The organism is Mycobacterium spongiae, assembly GCF_018278905.1.
GTDB classification, from domain to species: Bacteria; Actinomycetota; Actinomycetes; order Mycobacteriales; family Mycobacteriaceae; genus Mycobacterium; species Mycobacterium spongiae.
The window spans coordinates 993771-1011647 of sequence record NZ_CP046600.1 but is presented as its reverse complement, the minus strand read 5'-3'; the positions used below and the strand labels follow the sequence as shown (position 1 = coordinate 1011647).

The following is a 17877-nucleotide window of genomic DNA, read 5'->3' as shown; positions in this document are numbered from 1 at the left end:
GGGCAGCGAAGGGGCGCAGCGATCGGCAGCATCGTGGTGCTGTGATCACTCTGGGAACTGCCGGAAACGCTGCAGGTATTGGGGCCAATCCCAGCTCGACAGGAACGCTTCGGTCGCTGCGTAGCCTCGGTCATAGAGTTCCTCCAGGCGCGATGTGGCGATGTCGAAATCGAGGACGCCCACGTCGGTCGAGGCGACGGGGATCGTGCGCGCACTGACCCACGGCTGGCTCAGATGAGCCTGGTCGTGGCCCACGAGCATGGTCGTGAAGAGGCTTTCCAGTAACGCCGACTGCTGGAGGAACCGCAGCGGCCGCAGCGCGGGAAATGCCTGTTCTACGCCCTCAGCGAGCTTGGGTATGACCGTTATCCCAAAAGTGGGCCAACGCGGCGGAATGCGGTCGATGCGGTCGAGAGAATCAATCGGAAAGCTCGAAAGCACACCACCATCGACCAGTGTGGACCGCAGTCCATCCATACCGGTAACCGTGACCGGGGGGTAAATGAACGGTATGGCCATGGAAGCGCGAACCGCCATGGCGACGGGTTGTTCATCCGGATCAACTCCGTAGACCCGCCGATAGTCCCAAGGCAACCTCACCAGCTGCGCTCTCGTCAGATCAGCGACCGTGACGGCGACCCGATAGCGCTGCTCGACGGGCAGCTGGTCATCGTCGAGTGCCAACTCACCGAATGTCGTGACGCCGAGGTTCTTCAGTTCGCCGCGAATCCAGTCATAGGCGGCATCCCCGCGATACATGGCCGAGTCCCGCATCAGCCCCAATGCGGATCCGAGCAGCGGAACCGGCCCGGCGTCGCGCCATTTGCTCAGCGGCACTGATAGCGCAAGCTCCCTGATCTGGTCGCTCGCGAGTTGGTCAGCCTTCGACGCTGCGGCCGAGATCACGGCGACCACCGACCCCGCGGAGACGCCTGATACCCGGTAGGTCGTATACCCAGCGTCGAGAAGGCCCGCGATCGCACCTACCAGGCCCATGAACTTGACGCCGCCACCGGAAAGAACCAGGTCCGCCCGCTGGCGCGGCGCCTCCATGGCTCAGTGACCCACGCCGACGTCGGGAGTGTCGTCGGCCGAGACCCATTGGTAGGGAAGGAACTTGCCGTTGAACGTCACCACGACCCGGTCACCCGAGGGATGTGGTTTCTTCTGCACGTCGGCGTGGAAATTGATGGCGCTCATGATGCCGTCACCAAATTGCTCGTGGATCAATTCCTTGATGGCGCCGCCGTATACCTGCAAGGCCTCATAGAGGCGATAGATGGTGGGATCGGTGGGAACCGAGGTTGGCAGCCCGCCGCGCATGGGCACTGCCGCCAGCGTGGGAACGGCCGACTCGTCAATGCCCAGCTTCTTCACCAGAACCCGGCCGAGTTCAGCGGGAATCGGATGTTGGCCCAGCAACGCCGACGTCGTCCACATGACCGGCCGTCCGATGGCGTCAGCCAGCTCCTGCCAGCTCAGGCCCTTGGCCAGGCGGGCGACGACAATCTGTTCGGTGATCTCGTTTCTGTTCATGGCCCCAGCATGCACGCAGCGCGGCGCCGCCGCGCGCCAACTATCGCACCGGCGCCACGGTCGATGTACGCTACGCGGCGTCGCATCATTGGCCGCGGGATCGGGGTGCTATGCGGATCGTCGTCGACCTGAATCGCTGCTTGGGGTATGCGCAGTGCGTGCCCCTGGCGCCGAGCGTTCTCAAACTCAGCGGCGAGGAAGCCCTCACCTACGACCCCAACCCTGATGACACCGAACGTCTGCGGGTGTTGCGGGCGGCCGCGTCATGCCCGGTGCAAGCAATCATCGTGGAGAAGGCGGATGCCCAGCTCGACACCAAGCTCGATGACCGGTAGCGGGTCCCGGAAGCGCGGTGGGCGGGCGGGGTGGGCATGACGATCGACGGAGACAGGTTTAAAGAGAAGGGCCGGATCGTCATCGTCGGCGCCTCACTGGCCGGGCTTCGTGCCGCCGAAGGGCTGCGGGAAGAGGGTTTCCGGGGCCAACTGACCATCATCGGCGACGAGCCGGACGAGCCCTATGACCGGCCTCCGCTGTCCAAGCAGGTTCTGGCGGGGTGGGTGGCCGCCGACCACACGAAATTGCCCCGGATGCGCAAGCTGGATGCCCAGTGGCAACTCGGGGTCGCCGCGACCGCACTGGATCGCGCCAACCAGCTGGTGCGGCTGGCTGACGGCAGCGAGGTGGTGGGCGATCGCCTGCTGATCGCCACCGGTGTGCGGTCGCGGAAATGGCCCAACCCTGCCGAAGCCGCGCTTGCGGGCGTGCATACGCTACGCACGAGTGCCGACGCCGCGCGGCTGCAGACGGCGTTGGCCGCTCGTCCGCGCCGGGTGTTGATCATCGGTTCCGGGTTCATCGGTTCCGAGGTGGCGTCGGTGTGTCGCGAGCTCGGCCTGGACGTCACCGTGGCCGAAAGGGGCCCAGCTCCCTTGTCCGGTCCGCTCGGCGGGGTGATCGGCGCGATCGCCGCCGAAATGCAGCGCGCGGCGGGGGTGGACCTGCGCACCGGGGTCTCGGTGCTGGCGTTGGAGGGCGACGCGGGCGGGCACGTGCGGCGGGCGCGGCTGTCCGATGGCAGCACGCTCGACGTGGATGTGGTGGTGACGTCGTTGGGATCGATCCGCAACGTCGAGTGGCTCGACGGAGCCGGATTGGCCGCCGGCCCTTGGGGAGTCGGTTGCGACGCCGGGTGCCGTGCGTTCGATATCAACGGCTTGGTCACCAATCACATCTTCGTGGCCGGCGACATCGCCAGGGCGCCGCACGTGCTCTATGACTACGAGTTCCTGGCGATGGAACACTGGGACAACGCCGTGCTGGGGGCCCGCGTTGCCGCCCACAACATGGTCTGCGACGAAGTCGATCGTTGGGCACACCTCCTGATCCCTCAATTCTGGTCCGGTCAATTCGGTGTCAACATCAAATCCGTTGGGGTGCCGTCCTTCGGTGACGAGATTGTCTTCACCCAGGGCTCGGTCAAGCAGCGGCGATTCGCCGCGGCCTATGGTCACCAGGGACGCATCGTGGGTGCGGTTACCTTCAATCACGGCAAGTGGATCGACCACTACCGCGACCAGATCGCGCGCTCGGGTCCCTTCCCGCCGCATCCGCCGGGCTTTGACTTTCCGGAAAACATGGGTGTGCTACCCGCTGACTTCCCCGCGGCTGGTGTGTCCACCGAGACCGCGGACGTGGTGCTGACTGGGCACAACCCAGGCGAGCGCCAGGCCGAATTCCGGCCGCGGCGGCCATGATCTGACACCGAACGAACCGGACGAACCGGACGAACCGAACGAACCGAACGAACCGAAGCCAACACAGCAACGGAGGAACCTGCATGACCCCCGAGGAAGCCTTCGATGCCGCGATGCGGTATGAGAACCGTGCTAATCCCTATCCGTTCTTCGACGAGCTCCGCAAGACGCCGGTCGCCCGAGTTGCCAACGGTGTGTATGCCGTGACCGGATACGACGAGCTGATCACCCTGGCCCACGATCCCCGGGTGAGTTCGGATACGCGCAAAGTTCGCCCGCTCGCGCCCCCCAACGACCCCGAGTACCAGGCTCCCAATCTCGATGAGTCGCTGGTCGAGATGATGGACGCATACGACCGGGATCCCAGCTTTATTGCGTCGGATCCGCCCGACCACGACCGGGCACGCCGGCAGTGCATGCGCTTTTTTGGACCACCGCATTCGCCGAACCTGATTCCCAGCCAGGAGCCGCTATGCCAGCAGATTGTCAACGGGCTGCTGGACAGAGCCTTAGACAAAGCCCCGCACAAGACCCGTATCGACGTTGTCGACGAGTTCGCCTATCCGCTTCCAGTCAATGTGATCTGCCGGATCATGGGCGTGCCGATCGAGGACGAGCCGCAGTTTCACGCCTGGATCGTCGACATTATGGCGGGCATTTTCGACCTCGGCCCGGAGATCGAGACCGAAGAGGGCCACGGCCGGCAAGAAAAAGGTCAAGCGGCCAACATTGCACTCACCAAATACATTGTGGAGCTGGCCGAGAAAGCCGCGAAGACACCAGGGCCGGGAATGATTTCCCAACTAGTGCACGACGACGGACCTGACGGGAGAATGTCAGCGAGCGAGATCGTCAACAACACGATCTTGCTGTTTGTCGCAGGACACGACTCGACTGTCAATCTGATCTCGCACTGTGTGCTGACGGCGCTGCGCAACCCCTGGTCGATCGAGTTGCTGCGCAGCCGACCGGAACTGGTTCCGGGCGCGATCGAGGAAGTGCTGAGACTGCAGTCGTCGGTGCAGTTCTTCCCGACGAGATCGGCATTGGCCGACATCGAGATTGCCGGTACTACCATCCCGCGAGGCGCGCCCATCTACCTCATGTACGGCGCCGCCAACCGAGATCCGCGACGCTTTGCAAACCCCAACGAGTTCGACCCCCAACGCCCTGACAATGAGCACGTCGGCTGGGGCCGCGGGATTCACGTCTGCTTTGGTGGCCCACTAGCCCGGTTGGAAGTCAATACGGCATTCGATGCGTTTCTCCGCCGCGTGGAGAACCCGCGCCTGGTCGAGGACCCACCGCCCTACCGCATCAGCCAGGTATTCCGCGGCCCGCGACATCTCCTCATCGACTACGACCGCATCCAACCCGAGGCCTGAATCACCCGTCGTACGAGTCGGTCAGCCCCCGGCGCCCACCCACACCGTCGAGAGGTCTTGCGGCGCAGCCCGATCGGTGACGCAGGTAAGCCCCACGGCTGGCGGTTCTTCGATGCCGCCGTACATGGCGCCGGGGGCAGGTTGCGTCCCATGTTTCGGTGGCACGCGTACCCATCCAGGGCACTACTAACCCCCAGCCAACCCCTCAAACAGCATGGTGCGACCACCCGGGAACGTCTAGGGTGACCCGCGATGGCGCTTCATCTGCATCGTGCCCAGCGCACCGATCTGCTCGCCGATGGGCTCGGTGCCCTGCTGAGCGACCCCCTGCCCGACCCGTTCGCCGAGGAGCTGGTCCTGGTTGGCGCCCGCGGCATGGAACGCTGGCTGAGCCAACGGCTTTCGCATGTGCTGGGATCCGGTGCCGGCAGTGATGGAGTGTGCGCCGGCGTGTCCTTCCGCAGTCCAAGCTCGTTGATCGCCGAGATCACCGGCACCGGCCACAACGACCCCTGGTCGCCGGAAGCCCTCACCTGGGCACTGCTGGAAGTCATCGACACCAGCCTGAACGAGCCATGGTGCCAGACGCTGGCACAACATCTGGGCCACTTCCACAATGGGGCTGAGGCAGAGCTGCGTCACGGCCGCCGCTATGCGGTGGCGCGCCGGCTCGCCGGCCTGTTCACCTCGTATGCCCGGCAACGCCCCCAACTCCTGGCCGCCTGGACGGACGGCGACGTCGACCGCCTCGACGCCGACCTGACCTGGCAGGCCCACCTTTGGCGGTTGCTCGTCGCGAAGGTCCCCGCCGATCCCCCGCACATCCGCCATGCAAAGACCGTGTCCCGGCTCCGCGAGGCTCCCAGCGACCTGCCGGCCCGGCTGTCGCTCTTCGGCCATACCCGGCTGGCAATCGCAGATATCGAACTGTTGGACGCCCTCGCGGCGCACCATGACCTGCACCTGTGGATACCGCACCCCAGCGACGACCTGTGGCGCGCGCTCGCCGGCAGCTACGGTGCGGTGTCGCGACGGGAGGACACCACCCGACACGGCGCAAAACACCCGCTGCTCCAGACGCTGGGCCGCGACCTGCGCGAGCTGCAGCGGGTGTTGCCGGTCCGCCGCAGCACCGACGAGTGCCTGGGGCTTGCCCCGGAGCGAGCGACCCTCCTGGGCTGGCTGCAATCCGACATCGCTGCCAACGCGGTCCGGCCGGGCGGTCGCGTGCCGGCCACCGGCGACCGATCCGTCCAGGTCCACGCTTGCCACGGCCCGGCCCGCCAAATCGACGTGTTGCGCGAAGTCCTGCTCGGGCTCTTGGCCGACGACCCGACGCTTCAGCCCCGAGATGTCGTGGTGATGTGTCCCGACATCGAGACCTATGCGCCGCTGATTGTCGCCGGTTTCGGCCTAGGAGAGCTTCCGGGCGACAGCCACCCGGCCCACCGACTGCGAGTCCGGTTGGCCGATCGCGCCCTCTCGCACACCAACCCGCTGTTGGGCGTCGCCGACGAGCTGCTCACGATCGCCGGCAGCCGGGTCAGCGCCACGCAGGTTCTCAACCTCGCTTCGGCTGCGCCGGTACGCGCCCGCTTCGGCTTCACCGACGACGATCTCGACATCGTCACGGCATGGGTCCGCGAGTCCGGTGTCCGCTGGGGCTTCGACGCGCCGCACCGCAAGCCGTACGGACTCGACCACATCATCTCGAACACATGGCGTTTCGGGCTCGACCGAATCCTTACCGGGGTAGCGATGTCCGACGATTCGCGGGCATGGCTGGGCACCGCGCTGCCGGTCGACGACGTTGGCAGCAATCGGGTCGAGCTGGCCGGCAGATTGGCCGAGTACTTGGACCGGCTGCAATCGGCGGTCGACTCACTCGACGGCGTCCGATCGCTGACCGAGTGGATCACCGCACTGACCGCGGGCGTCGCGCAATTGACTCAGGTGAGTTCCGACGGCATCTGGCAGCCGAGCCAGCTGCGGCGTGAGTTCGCAACTATCCTGGCCGAAGCCGACTTCCGCCAGACCACTGCGCTGCGGCTGGCCGACGTGCGCGCACTGCTGACGGGGCACCTGGCCCCGCGCCCGACCCGCGCCAACTTCCGCACCGGCACCCTGACCGTATGCACGATGGTCCCCATGCGCTCTGTCCCACACCGAGTGGTTTGCCTCGTTGGGCTAGACGATGGCGTATTTCCACGGCAGGCACTCGACGACGGCGACGACGTACTCGCTCGGCAGCCGATGACCGGCGACCGCGACATCCGTTCCGAAGACCGGCAGTTGCTGCTCGATGCGGTGTGCGCCGCCACCGAGACACTGGTCATCACGTATACCGGCGCCGACGAACACACCGGGCATCCGCGTCCGCCGGCAGTGCCATTGGCTGAGCTGCTCGACACCCTGGACAAGACCACGGCGCGGCCGGTACGCACCCGCCTGGTGGTCGAACATCCACTGCAGCCCTTTGACATTCGGAATGTGACTCCCGGCGAACTGGTGCCCGAGCGGCCCTTCACCTTCGACCCGAGTTCACTGCTGGCGGCCAGAGCCGCCGCGGGAGAACGGCACCGAGCCCAGGCCTTCCTATCCGAACTGCTGCCCGAACCCACCCACGCCGACATCGCCGTGGCCGATCTGCTCAGCTTTTTCCGTGACCCAGTCAAAGGGTTTTTTCGCGAGCTCGACCTCACGCTGCCGGCCGAGGTGGACGAGGTCAAAGACGAAATACCTGTCGAAATCGACAACCTGGAACAGTGGGCGGCTGGCGACCGCATGCTGCGCGACATGCTGCGCGGCTTGGACGCCGGTGCGGCGGCCGAGGCCGAGTGGCGACGCGGAACCTTGCCGCCAGGACAGCTGGGCTGGCGCAAGGCACGAGAGATCCGCACCGCGGCGGCTGGGTTGGCCGCCGAGGCCCTGCGGCACCGCCGCGGCGAACCGCAGGCCTACGATATCGACGTTGCGCTCGACGACGGGCGGCGAATCACCGGTACGGTGACACCGGTATTCGGCACCCGCACGGTGTCAGTCACCTACTCCAAGCTCGGCGGAAGACGACTGCTCGAGTCGTGGATTCCGTTGCTGGCGTTGAAGGCCGAAAACCCCGACCTCGACTGGACCGCGTTATGCATCGGACGCTCCAGCAAGGGTTCCCGGAGAACCGCGCACCGCGAGCATCCTATGGAACAACGCCTCCTGGGCGCGCCCGCCAGTCCGCGCGAAACCCTGCAGGATTTGGTGCGCCTCTACGACGCCGGTCGTCGCGAACCGTTGCCGCTTCCACTCAGGACGTCCTACGCGTGGGCTGACGCCCGCAAGACCGGCAGAGATCCAGTGAAAGTCGCAGGCTGGCGCTGGCACTCGCAGAACAACTACCGCGGCGAGGACGCTGAGCCGGCTCATGAAAGAGTTTGGGGCCCAAGAGCTCGGCTCGACGTCCTGCTCGGTGCACCCCACCCCGGCGAAGACGTCGCGGGTGAGGATACCCGGCTGGGCGCGCTCGCTGTGCGACTGTGGTTGCCGCTGCTGCGGTCCGAACTCTCGACCTCGGAGCTGCGTTGATGGACCACTTCGATCTCCTGGGTCCGTTGCCCGCAAGCGGGTCCACGACGGTGTTGGAAGCCAGTGCCGGTACGGGCAAGACATTCGCCCTGGCCGGGCTGGTCACCCGGTTCGTCGCCGAAGGCGTCACCCCACTCGACGAAATGTTGCTGATCACCTTCAGCAAAGCGGCCAGCCGGGAACTGCGGGAACGGGTCCGTGCCCAGCTGGTGAACACCGTAGCCGCACTTGATGGTTCGGTACCCGGGTTACCGAATGACCTCGTTGCGCACCTGCAACGCGGCACCGCTGCCGAACGCGACGAGCGTTGCGCACGGCTGCGCACTGCGCTCGCCGACTTCGATACCGCGACCATCTGCACCACGCACCAGTTCTGCCAGCTTGTCCTCAAATCTCTTGGAGTAGCTGGCGATACGGATGCCGGTGCGACACTGGTCGAAAGCCTCGACGACGTGGTCGCGCAGATTGTCGATGATTTGTACCTTACTCACTTCGGAGCGGAACGTGACGAGGTAGCGCTCAGCCGCTCGGGCGCACTGAACCTGGCTCGCGCGGTGGTCGCTGACCCGTGTGCCGAGTTGCGCCCGCACCACCCGGACCCGCAGTCGGTCGCCGCGGTGCGGTTGCGCTTCGCCACGGATGTGCTCGTACAACTCGAACTGCGCAAGCGCCAGCTCGGCATCTTCAGCTACAACGACCTGCTCAGCCGGCTAGCCGAGACCCTCGAAGGCGCCACTGACTCGACGGCAGCCCACGCCGCCGGCCGCATGCGCAGGCGCTGGACGACGGTCATGGTCGACGAGTTTCAGGACACCGACCCGATTCAGTGGCGCGTCATCGACCGCGCCTTCAACGGCCACTGCAGGCTGGTGCTGATCGGCGATCCCAAGCAGGCGATCTACGGCTTTCGCGGCGGCGACATCTACACCTACCTGGGGGCGGCCCGTACCGCCGGTGACCGTCGCACGCTCGGCGTGAACTGGCGTAGCGACAAAGCGCTCGTCGACAGCCTGCACGCGGTCCTGTTGGGAGCCGAGCTTGGCGACCCCGACATCGTCGTCCGCGATGTCGAGGCTCGGGTTGGCGGCCATCGGTTGCGGAACGCGCCGCGCAACGCACCGTTTCGCCTGCGGGTCGTCAACCGCGCCGGGTTCGGCCACGACCAGACCCGGACCATCCCGATCGACCAGCTACGCCGCTACATTTCGACCGACCTCGCGACCGATATCGGTGCGCTACTAGCCAGCGACGCAACCTTTGACGCGAAGCCGATCCGCGCGGCAGACATCGCGGTCATTGTCGAATCAAGCAAAGACGCCCGGCCCTGCCAAGTCGCATTGACCGAAGCCGGCATTCCCGCTGTGTACACCGGTGACGGCGACGTCTTTGCCGCCGACGCCGCCAAGGACTGGCTGTGCCTGCTGAACGCCTTCGACCAGACACACCGCAGCGGGCTGGTACGGGCCGCGGCAACCACCGTGTTCTTCGGCAAGACGGCCAACGAGCTTGCCTGCGGCGGCGACGCCTTGACCGACGATGTATCCACCACGCTGCGGAACTGGGCCGCCCAACTGCGCGAGCGCGGTCCGGCCGCCGTCTTCGAGGCAGCACAATTGGCCGGAATGGGGCGACGCGTGCTTGCCGAACGCGGCGGCGAGCGGACGATGACCGACGTGGCCCATATCGCCCAACTCCTGCACACCATCACCCACCGCGAGCGGCTGACTTTGCCGGCGTTGCGCGATTGGCTGCGCCGCCAGTGCGATGATCGCGGCGGAGCACCCGAACGCACCCGGCGAATCGACAGTGACGCCGCGGCGGTACAGATCCTGACGGTATGGGGCGCCAAGGGGCTGCAGTTTCCGGTCGTGTACTTGCCGTTCGCCTTCAACCGGCACGTTTTCATCGACGATATTCCGCTCTACCACGACAGCAACGGCGTTCGGTGCCTGGATATCGGCGGCCCAGGTAGTGCCGATCGCAAGAGCATCGAAGCCTTCAGCCGAGCCGAAGCGGCCCGCAACGATATTCGGCTGACATATGTCGCGCTGACGCGAGCGCAGTCACAAGTCGTGGCATGGTGGGCGCCCGCCAAGGACGAACCGACCGGTGGCCTGTCACGCCTGCTACGCGGGCGGCGCCGCGGCGCTGCCGAAGTGCCGAACAGCTGCGTACCGAGAACGATCTCGGACGATGAGGCGTTGGACCAGTTTCGGGCGTGGGAGGCGGCTGGCGGCCCAGCGATCGAAGAATCCGCGCCAGCGGCCGTTGCGCCCGTTCCGCGGCCGCCGCCACCGGCCGAGCTGGCCGTACGCCATTTTCACCGGTCGATCGACACCACGTGGCGGCGCACGTCGTATTCGGCACTGGTCCGCGGCGCGCACGATGCGGCAGTCAGCAGTGAACCGGAGATCACTGCTCGCGACGACGAGGCCGAAGAGGTGGCGGTCTCGACCGCGCCGGAGATCGGGCCGGACACCACTTCCCCCATGGCCGACCTACCGGCCGGTGCAACATTCGGTTCGCTGGTGCATGCCGTACTTGAACATGCCGACCCCTTTGCCGTTGACCTGGAGGCTGAGCTGGGACGTCAGGTCCTCGATCATTCGCGGTTGTGGCCCGTCGACGTGGAACCGACCGCACTCGCGTCCGCACTTGTGCCCATGCACGACACGCCCTTGGGCCCGTTGGCCGACGAGCTGACGTTGCGCCGGATCGGACATCGGGATCGACTGCGGGAGTTGACCTTTGAACTACCGCTGGCCGGCGGCGACGTCGCGGAGGCGATTGCGCCCCCACGAGTCGCCGACCTGGGTGCGCTGCTTCGCGATTACCTGCCACCCGAGGATCCGCTCGCCCGCTATGCCGGCCGGCTGATGTCTGAGGATCTCGGCGCCCAGCCGTTGCATGGCTATCTGTCTGGGTCGATCGACGTTGTGCTGCGGGTGCCGCAACAGCGTTATCTGGTCGTCGACTACAAGACCAACATGCTCGGCGACACTGCTGCCGATTACAGCTTTCCACGGTTGACCGACGCGATGCTGCATTCCGATTACCCATTACAGGCACTTCTGTATACCGTTGTGCTGCATCGCTTTTTACGATGGCGGCAACCTGACTACCAGCCGCGGCGTCACCTGGGTGGGGTGTTGTACTTGTTTGTGCGGGGAATGTGCGGGGCGTCGACCCCACGAGTCGATGGGCATCCTTGCGGAGTATTCAGCTGGCTGCCGCCCGCCGAGATGGTTGTGAGGCTATCTGACATGCTCGACCAGGGTCGGCGTGCGACGTGAGTGGCACCGGCTTCGAAGACCCGCTGGATCGGCGAATAGCAATCGAGGCGCGCCCACTGCTGCGCACGTTCAACGCAGCCGGAGTCTTGGAGTCCGCTGACGTCCATGTGGCGCAGCGGGTTACCGCGTTGGCCGGGGAGGTCGAGGGCGCAGCCGGCGACGTCGTTGCGCTGGCGGTGGCGCTGGCAGTAAGAGCATTGCGCGCCGGCTCCGTCTGCGTCGACCTGACCACGGTAGCCGCCGATACGGGGGCCCCGGACCTGGCATGGCCAGACCCGGTCGCGTGGCTGGCCACATTGCGGGCGAGCCCGCTGTTTCGCCAGCCGCCGGTGCTGCGACTCTACGACGGCCGGCTGCTGTACCTCGACCGATACTGGCGCGAGGAAGAGCACGTGTGCACCGAGTTGCTCGCGCTGTCGGTCCCCACGCCCAGCGTCGACGTGCCCGACTACCAGCGACTCTTCCCGCCGGGCTACCAGGAACAGCGCAGAGCAGCGGAAATATCGTTGTCGCAAGGAGTTACCGTGCTGACTGGGGGGCCGGGCACCGGCAAGACCACCACGATCGCGCGGCTGTTGGCGCTGCTCGCCGCGCAGGCGGATAGGTCAGGCGCTGCCGGCCTGCGGATCGCGTTGGCCGCACCGACGGGAAAGGCCGCGGCGCGGTTGACCGAAGCGGTGGCCGCTGAGGTCGCCAGGCTCGAGGCCGTTGACCGCGAACGGCTTTCCGGTTTGCAGGCGGTGACACTGCACCGGTTGCTAGGTAGCCGGCCCGACACGTCGGTGCGCTTTCGGCACCATCGGGGGAATCGGCTGGCATACGACGTGATCGTCGTCGATGAGACGTCGATGGTGTCGCTGACAATGATGGCCCGGTTGCTGGAGGCGGTGCGTCGCGACACACGGCTGATCCTGGTGGGTGACGCTGACCAGCTGACGTCGGTGGAAGCCGGAGCAGTGTTGGCGGATCTGGTCGATGGCCTGTCCGCGCGCGGCGACGTGCGGGTCGCCGCATTGCGGACTTCGCATCGGTTCGGCGAATCGATCGGCGCGCTGGCCGACGCGATCAGGGTTGGCGACGCGGATCAGGCGGTCGCGTTGCTTCGCGCGGGCGGTGAGCACCTCGAGTTTCTCGAAACCGACGACCCGACAGACGGTTTGCGGCTGGCCCTGCTCCCCCATGCCCTGCGGGTACGTGAGGCGGCGATGCTCGGCGACGCGTCGGCCGCTGTGGCGGAGCTCGGCGAGCAGCGGCTGCTCTGCGCACATCGTGAGGGGCCCTACGGCGTGCGGCATTGGAACCGGCGCATGCAGCATTGGGTCGGCACCGAGACGGGCGACCCAATGTGGTCGCCGTGGTACGCCGGTCGGCCATTGTTGGTGACCGCCAACGACTATGGACTGCGTATCTACAACGGTGACACCGGTGTGGTGGTCGCTGGAGCGGACGGCCTGCGCGCCGTCATTGCCGGAGCGACCGGCCCACTGAACTTCTCGGTCAGCCGGATCGGCGACGTGGAGACCATGTACGCGATGACGATCCATAAGAGCCAGGGCAGCCAAGTCAACGAGGTCACCGTGCTGGTGCCGCCACACGATTCCAGATTGCTGACGCGGGAGTTGCTCTATACAGCGGTGACTCGAGCCACAAAGAGGGTCCGCGTAGTCGGTTCAGAGGCCGACGTGCGAGCGGCCATTGGACGGCGGGCGCTGCGCGCTACGGGGCTACGACAACGCCTGCGGGCCGCCGCGCCATCAACCGAGGTGAATCTCTAGCCGCTATTTCCGTCCGAACCGGCCAACAGCCCGCCGGTGCCGCCGGCGCCCGGGGCCCCGTCGGGTGTGCCGGTGCCGCCGTTTCCGCCGTTTCCACCGTTTCCGATCACCATCGCGTTGCCCCCGGCACCACCGTCGCCGCCGGCGCCGCCGTTGCCGCCGGCCCCACCGGCGCCGCCGTTGCCGATCAGGTGCCCACCACGACCACCCGCACCGCCGCCCCCCGCGTCGACGCCATTGCCGTCGCCACCGGCGCCACCGGCGCCGCCGCCGCCCAGCAAGCCGGCGTTGCCCCCGGCCCCACCAACGCCACCATTGCCGAATCCGGGCGATGAGAACCCACCAGCGCCGCCGGTGCCGCCGCTGGAGAACAGCAAACCAGCGGTGCCCCCAGCCCCACCATCCCCACCGGAATCGTTGAGGCCGATGCCGCCAGTCCCGCCGACTCCGCCCGCACCGAACAGCAACCCGGCACTACCGCCTGCCCCACCTGCCCCAGCTTCGAGACCACGGCCCGGTCCGCCGGATCCGCCGGATCCGCCGGGGCCGCCCAGCAGTCCCGCGTCACCCCCGGCCCCACCGACACCTCCGACAGCACTGCCGTCGCTCGACCCGCCGTCACCACCGGTTCCGCCGCCCGCACCGAACAGCCCACCGAACAGCCCGCCAGTACCACCCGCTCCGCCAGCACCACCGATGCCGCCGAAGGTCGCCCCGCCGGTGCCGCCAGCTCCGCCGGCGCTCAACAAGCCCCCGGTGCCGCCGATGCCGCCACCACCGCCGTTCACGGCGAACCCGCCAACCCCGCCGCCTCCGCCGTCACCGAACAGCCAACCGCCAGCACCCCCGGCTCCACCAACCCCACCGACGCCACCCGCAGCCGGATTGCCGGCGCCGGCACCTCCGGTCCCGCCGGTGCCCCACAAGCCGCCAGCGCCGCCGGCCCCACCAGCCAGACCCGAGTCGGCTGCACCGGATCCGCCGGCACCGCCGTCGCCGAGCAACCAGCCCCCGGGCGCGCCGCTTGCCCCGGTGCCCGCGGCTCCGGGAGTGCCGTTACCGATCAGCGGACGTCCCGTCAGATCCTGGATGGGCGCGTTGATCGCACCGATCACTTGCTGCTGCAGCGTGTGGAACACCGAGGTGCTCACCGGGGCGTTGAAGCCATCCAGCCCGACCAGCAACCCGCTGACCCCGCCGAGGCCGTCGACGCCCAACGTTGTGCCGGTGCCGCCGATGCCGCCGTTGCCGCCGTTGCCAATCAGCACTCCATTGCCACCAGCGCCGCCGACACCACCATCGCCGCCTCCGGTAAGGCGTGCCTCGCCACCTGCGCCGCCGGCCCCGCCGTTACCGATCAGCAGCCCGCCCCGGCCTCCAACACCGCCGCCGCCGGCGTCAGTGAAACCGCTGGTGCCGCCGGTGCCACCGACCCCGCCGTTGCCGAACACCCCGCCGGCGCCACCCGCCCCACCATCACCCCCGATGCCCAAACGGCTGGTGCCGCCGGTCCCGCCGGCACCGCCGCTACCGAACCAGCCGCCATCACCGCCGCCACCACCAACACCACCGACGTCGGTGCCGAATCCGCCGGTCCCGCCGACTCCGCCGTTGCCGAACAGCAGCCCGCCATCACCGCCGGCTCCACCAACTCCGCCAGCTGCGCTGAAGGCGCGGCCGCCGGCCCCACCCGCGCCACCGGGACCGGCCAGCAACCCGGCGTTGCCCCCGGCCCCTCCGGCACCCCCGTTCTCGCCGGCGCCGCCGTCACCACCGTCACCGCCGCCGGCGCCCACCAACCCGGCTAACAACCCGCCGGATCCGCCGGAACCACCAGCACCACCGGCCGTCGCACCTCCGCCGAGGCTGGTTCCGCCGGTCCCGCCGATTCCGCCGGCGCCGAGCAGACCCCCGGCCCCGCCGGCACCGCCAACACCACCAACACCACCAACGGCGGTAGCGGACCCGCCGGCCCCGCCAGCTCCGCCGGTACCCCATAGCCAGCCGCCGGCACCGCCAACCCCACCGGCACCGCCGGTCTCGCCGACACCGGCAGTTGTCCCGCCGGCGCCACCGGCACCGCCCGCGCCGATCAACCCCGCCGCCCCGCCGGCACCACCGGCCTGGCCGGGCGCGCCGGACCCACCCGCACCGCCATTACCCAGCAGCCAGCCCCCCGGCGCCCCCGCGGCCCCCGTGCCCGGAGCCCCGTTGGCGCCATTGCCGATCAACGGGCGCCCGGTCAACGCCACCACCGGCGCATTGATGGCGGCCAACAACGGGTCAGCGATCGAGGCCGCGCTCGCAGCCTCAGCACTGGCGTAGGCATCCGCACCGGCGGTCAACGCCTGGGCGAACTGGGCGTGAAACGCCGCCGCCTGCGCACTGGCGGCCTGATAGGCCCGCCCATGGGCGGAGAACAATGCCGCGATCGCCGCCGACACCTCGTCTTCGGCTGCAGCCACAATCGCCGTCGTCGACGCCGCCGCGGCCGCATTGGCCTCACCGACCAGCGACCCCACACCCGCCACATCCGCTGCCGCCGAGGCCAACACCTCCGGCACCGCCACCACCAACGACACTGCATACCTCCCGTATCAGCACCCAGCCAGCAACTCTTGGGAGGCCCGGACACTAGTCTATAACGATGATATTTCAACGATATACGCAAGTTACGCTTACCGCAGCACAATGACAACGCCGTCGCAGGAACCCACTCCACCAACCCACACCCGGCCCCACACGAGATGCCGCATCACCCCGGACGGCACGCTCAACGACCACCAGCCACATGCGTCGCAGACCCGCCAGCAACATCGCAGCCAGGTCGACACCGCTCCACCGATACCGAAGAACACCACCGCGGACGCCAGACACCCGCCCCACACGGCACACCTGCAACCGAAGCCGCTGTCCAGTTAGCCCAACCCGGTCAAACCCGCTCAAACCGTCTGCGCTCAGCAACGTCCCGCCGGGGCCTCCGGCGCCTGAGGCACCGCCGGGTGTGCCGGTACCGCCGTTGCCGCCGTTGCCGCCCTGCCGACAACCCCGACGTTGCTGGCGTTGCCATTGCCTAATTCACTTGCGCACCAAAGGATTCAGCCGTCCCAAACCCGGAAGTCCTGTCGGTGGCGAGAGTATTATTCGAACATGCGTTCTAGTAGCCGGGAGGCGATCGTTGCGGCTTACGACGCGCTCGACGCAGCCCTTGACCGGGTGCTCGAGCTCTCGTGCGACGAGCTGACCACCCCGGAATGCCTGACGCTGCTGCAACGCAGCGAAGCAGTGCGACGCCGGCTACCGGCCGCCGAACACCCGCTGATCAACACACTCGCCCACCACGCCGATGCCAACGAGCTGGGCGGCAAGCTGGCCTTCGCGCTGGCTCAGCGACTACACATCACCCGCGCCGACGCCTCCCGCCGCATCGGCGACGCAACCGATCTCGGGCACCGCCGCGCACTCACCGGCCAACCGTTGCCGCCGTTGTTGACGGCCACCGCCGAAGCCCAACGCACCGGGCACATCGGAGCAGACCACGTACGCGTCATCCGAACCTTCTTCCACCAACTCCCCAGCGTCGTCGACCCGACGACTCGACAACAAGCCGAAACCGACCTAGCAAAGCTGGGACGCCAGTACCGCCCCGACGAGCTGTCCAAGCTTGCCGCCAAACTCACCGACTGCCTCAACCCCGACGGCACCTACACCGACGCCGACCGCGCCCGCCGCCGCGGCATCACCCTCGGCAAACAAGACGCCGACGGCATGTCCCCCATCACCGGCTACCTCACCCCCGAAGCCCGCGCCACCCTCGACGCAGTCCTGGCCAAACTCGCCGCCCCCGGCATGTCCAACCCCAACGACGCGACCCCGTGTGTCAGCGGCACCCCGCCGCAAACCGCCATCGAGTCCGACACCCGCAGCACCAGCCAGCGCAACCACGACGGCCTCAACGCCGCCATGCGAGCCCTACTCTGCTCCGGTGATCTCGGACAACACAATGGGCTACCCGCCTCGATCATCGTGTCCACCACGCTGGCCGAGCTCGAATCCGGCGCCGGAAACGCTTTGACCGCCGGGGGCACCCTGCTATCAATCAGCGATGTGATCCGGCTAGCCCGTCACGCCCATCATTACCTGCGCATCTTCGACCAGGGCCGAGAACTCGGCCTGTATCACACCAAGCGCCTAGCCTCACCGGGGCAACGAATCGTGCTGCACGCCAAAGACCGCGGCTGCACCTTCCCCAACTGCGACGTTCCCGGCTACCTCACCGAAGTCCACCACGTCACCGACTACGCCGAAACCAACCACACCAACATCGACGACCTCACCTTCGGCTGCGGCCCCCACCACAAACTCATCACCACCGGCAACTGGACGACCCGCAAACGCCGAGACGGCACCACCGAATGGATCCCACCACCCCACCTCGACCACGGCCAACCCCGGACAAACAGATACTTCCACCCTCAAGACCTGCTCGGCGACAACACCAACGACGAAGACGACCCGTGAGCACTCCCGGCAACGAAGTCAGGAGTTGCTGCCGACA

General features: G+C 67.4%; 11 protein-coding genes. 7 read left to right on the top strand and 4 right to left on the bottom strand.

Annotation, left to right across the window (positions count from 1 at the left end; genetic code table 11):
• Window positions 1-45: 45 nt before the first annotated feature.
• Window positions 46-1053 carry a patatin-like phospholipase family protein gene (locus F6B93_RS03955; RefSeq protein ID WP_211697837.1) on the bottom strand — a complete coding sequence of 336 codons (1008 nt, stop codon included), beginning with the start codon at window positions 1051-1053 and terminating at the stop codon, window positions 46-48.
• A gap of 3 nt (window positions 1054-1056) precedes the next feature.
• Window positions 1057-1536, bottom strand: coding sequence for a cyanase (gene cynS, locus F6B93_RS03950; protein ID WP_211697836.1), 480 nt, complete (start codon window positions 1534-1536; stop codon window positions 1057-1059).
• Between the two features lie 110 nt (window positions 1537-1646).
• On the opposite strand from cynS, the gene F6B93_RS03945 reads away from it, so the two are divergent.
• From F6B93_RS03945 to F6B93_RS03935, 3 genes are all read left to right on the top strand, one after another.
• Window positions 1647-1871, top strand: a complete 225-nt coding sequence (locus tag F6B93_RS03945; protein WP_211697835.1) for a ferredoxin — start codon at window positions 1647-1649, stop codon at window positions 1869-1871.
• A 36-nt stretch (window positions 1872-1907) separates the two neighbouring features.
• On the top strand, window positions 1908-3293 hold the full coding sequence (locus F6B93_RS03940; RefSeq protein ID WP_211697834.1) for an NAD(P)/FAD-dependent oxidoreductase: 1386 nt from the start codon (window positions 1908-1910) through the stop codon (window positions 3291-3293).
• An 83-nt stretch (window positions 3294-3376) separates the two neighbouring features.
• The gene (locus tag F6B93_RS03935) at window positions 3377-4678 is read left to right on the top strand and encodes a cytochrome P450 (protein ID WP_211697833.1); all 1302 of its coding nucleotides are present in this window, start codon (window positions 3377-3379) and stop codon (window positions 4676-4678) included.
• Between the two features lie 21 nt (window positions 4679-4699).
• Here F6B93_RS03935 and F6B93_RS03930 read toward each other — a convergent pair whose 3' ends face one another.
• The gene (locus tag F6B93_RS03930) at window positions 4700-4843 is read right to left on the bottom strand and encodes a hypothetical protein (protein ID WP_211697832.1); all 144 of its coding nucleotides are present in this window, start codon (window positions 4841-4843) and stop codon (window positions 4700-4702) included.
• Window positions 4844-4930: 87 nt separating this feature from the next.
• Here F6B93_RS03930 and recC point away from each other — a divergent pair, with 87 nt between their 5' ends.
• From recC to recD, 3 genes are read left to right on the top strand one after another with little or no spacing between them, the layout of a single operon-like run.
• Window positions 4931-8251: an exodeoxyribonuclease V subunit gamma gene (gene recC / locus F6B93_RS03925; RefSeq protein WP_211697831.1), complete on the top strand. Its 3321-nt coding sequence runs from the start codon at window positions 4931-4933 to the stop codon at window positions 8249-8251.
• On the top strand, window positions 8251-11544 hold the full coding sequence (gene recB / locus F6B93_RS03920; RefSeq protein WP_211697830.1) for an exodeoxyribonuclease V subunit beta: 3294 nt from the start codon (window positions 8251-8253) through the stop codon (window positions 11542-11544). Before recC ends, recB begins: the two co-directional genes overlap by 1 nt.
• Before the next feature lie 23 nt (window positions 11545-11567).
• The gene (gene recD / locus F6B93_RS03915; protein WP_425518527.1) at window positions 11568-13319 is read left to right on the top strand and encodes an exodeoxyribonuclease V subunit alpha; all 1752 of its coding nucleotides are present in this window, start codon (window positions 11568-11570) and stop codon (window positions 13317-13319) included.
• Here the strand turns inward: recD and F6B93_RS03910 are convergent.
• Window positions 13316-15901, bottom strand: a complete 2586-nt coding sequence (locus tag F6B93_RS03910) for a PE family protein (RefSeq protein WP_211697829.1) — start codon at window positions 15899-15901, stop codon at window positions 13316-13318. The genes recD and F6B93_RS03910 overlap by 4 nt on opposite strands.
• A gap of 568 nt (window positions 15902-16469) precedes the next feature.
• Between F6B93_RS03910 and F6B93_RS03905 the strand changes: the two genes are divergently transcribed.
• Window positions 16470-17840 (top strand): HNH endonuclease signature motif containing protein, encoded by a 1371-nt coding sequence (locus tag F6B93_RS03905; RefSeq protein WP_211697828.1) that lies wholly within the window; start codon window positions 16470-16472, stop codon window positions 17838-17840.
• The last annotated feature ends 37 nt before the right edge of the window (window positions 17841-17877 follow it).

Excerpts from the sequence above, each read along its gene's own strand:
- F6B93_RS03935 (WP_211697833.1), top strand. The coding sequence starts at position 3,377 with ATGACCCCCGAGGAAGCCTTCGATGCCGCGATGCGGTATGAGAACCGT.
- F6B93_RS03940 (WP_211697834.1), top strand. The coding sequence starts at position 1,908 with ATGACGATCGACGGAGACAGGTTTAAAGAGAAGGGCCGGATCGTCATC.
- cynS (WP_211697836.1), bottom strand. The coding sequence starts at position 1,536 with ATGAACAGAAACGAGATCACCGAACAGATTGTCGTCGCCCGCCTGGCC.
- F6B93_RS03905 (WP_211697828.1), top strand. The coding sequence starts at position 16,470 with ATGCGTTCTAGTAGCCGGGAGGCGATCGTTGCGGCTTACGACGCGCTC.
- F6B93_RS03955 (WP_211697837.1), bottom strand. The coding sequence starts at position 1,053 with ATGGAGGCGCCGCGCCAGCGGGCGGACCTGGTTCTTTCCGGTGGCGGC.
- recC (WP_211697831.1), top strand. The coding sequence starts at position 4,931 with ATGGCGCTTCATCTGCATCGTGCCCAGCGCACCGATCTGCTCGCCGAT.
- recB (WP_211697830.1), top strand. The coding sequence starts at position 8,251 with ATGGACCACTTCGATCTCCTGGGTCCGTTGCCCGCAAGCGGGTCCACG.
- F6B93_RS03945 (WP_211697835.1), top strand. The coding sequence starts at position 1,647 with ATGCGGATCGTCGTCGACCTGAATCGCTGCTTGGGGTATGCGCAGTGC.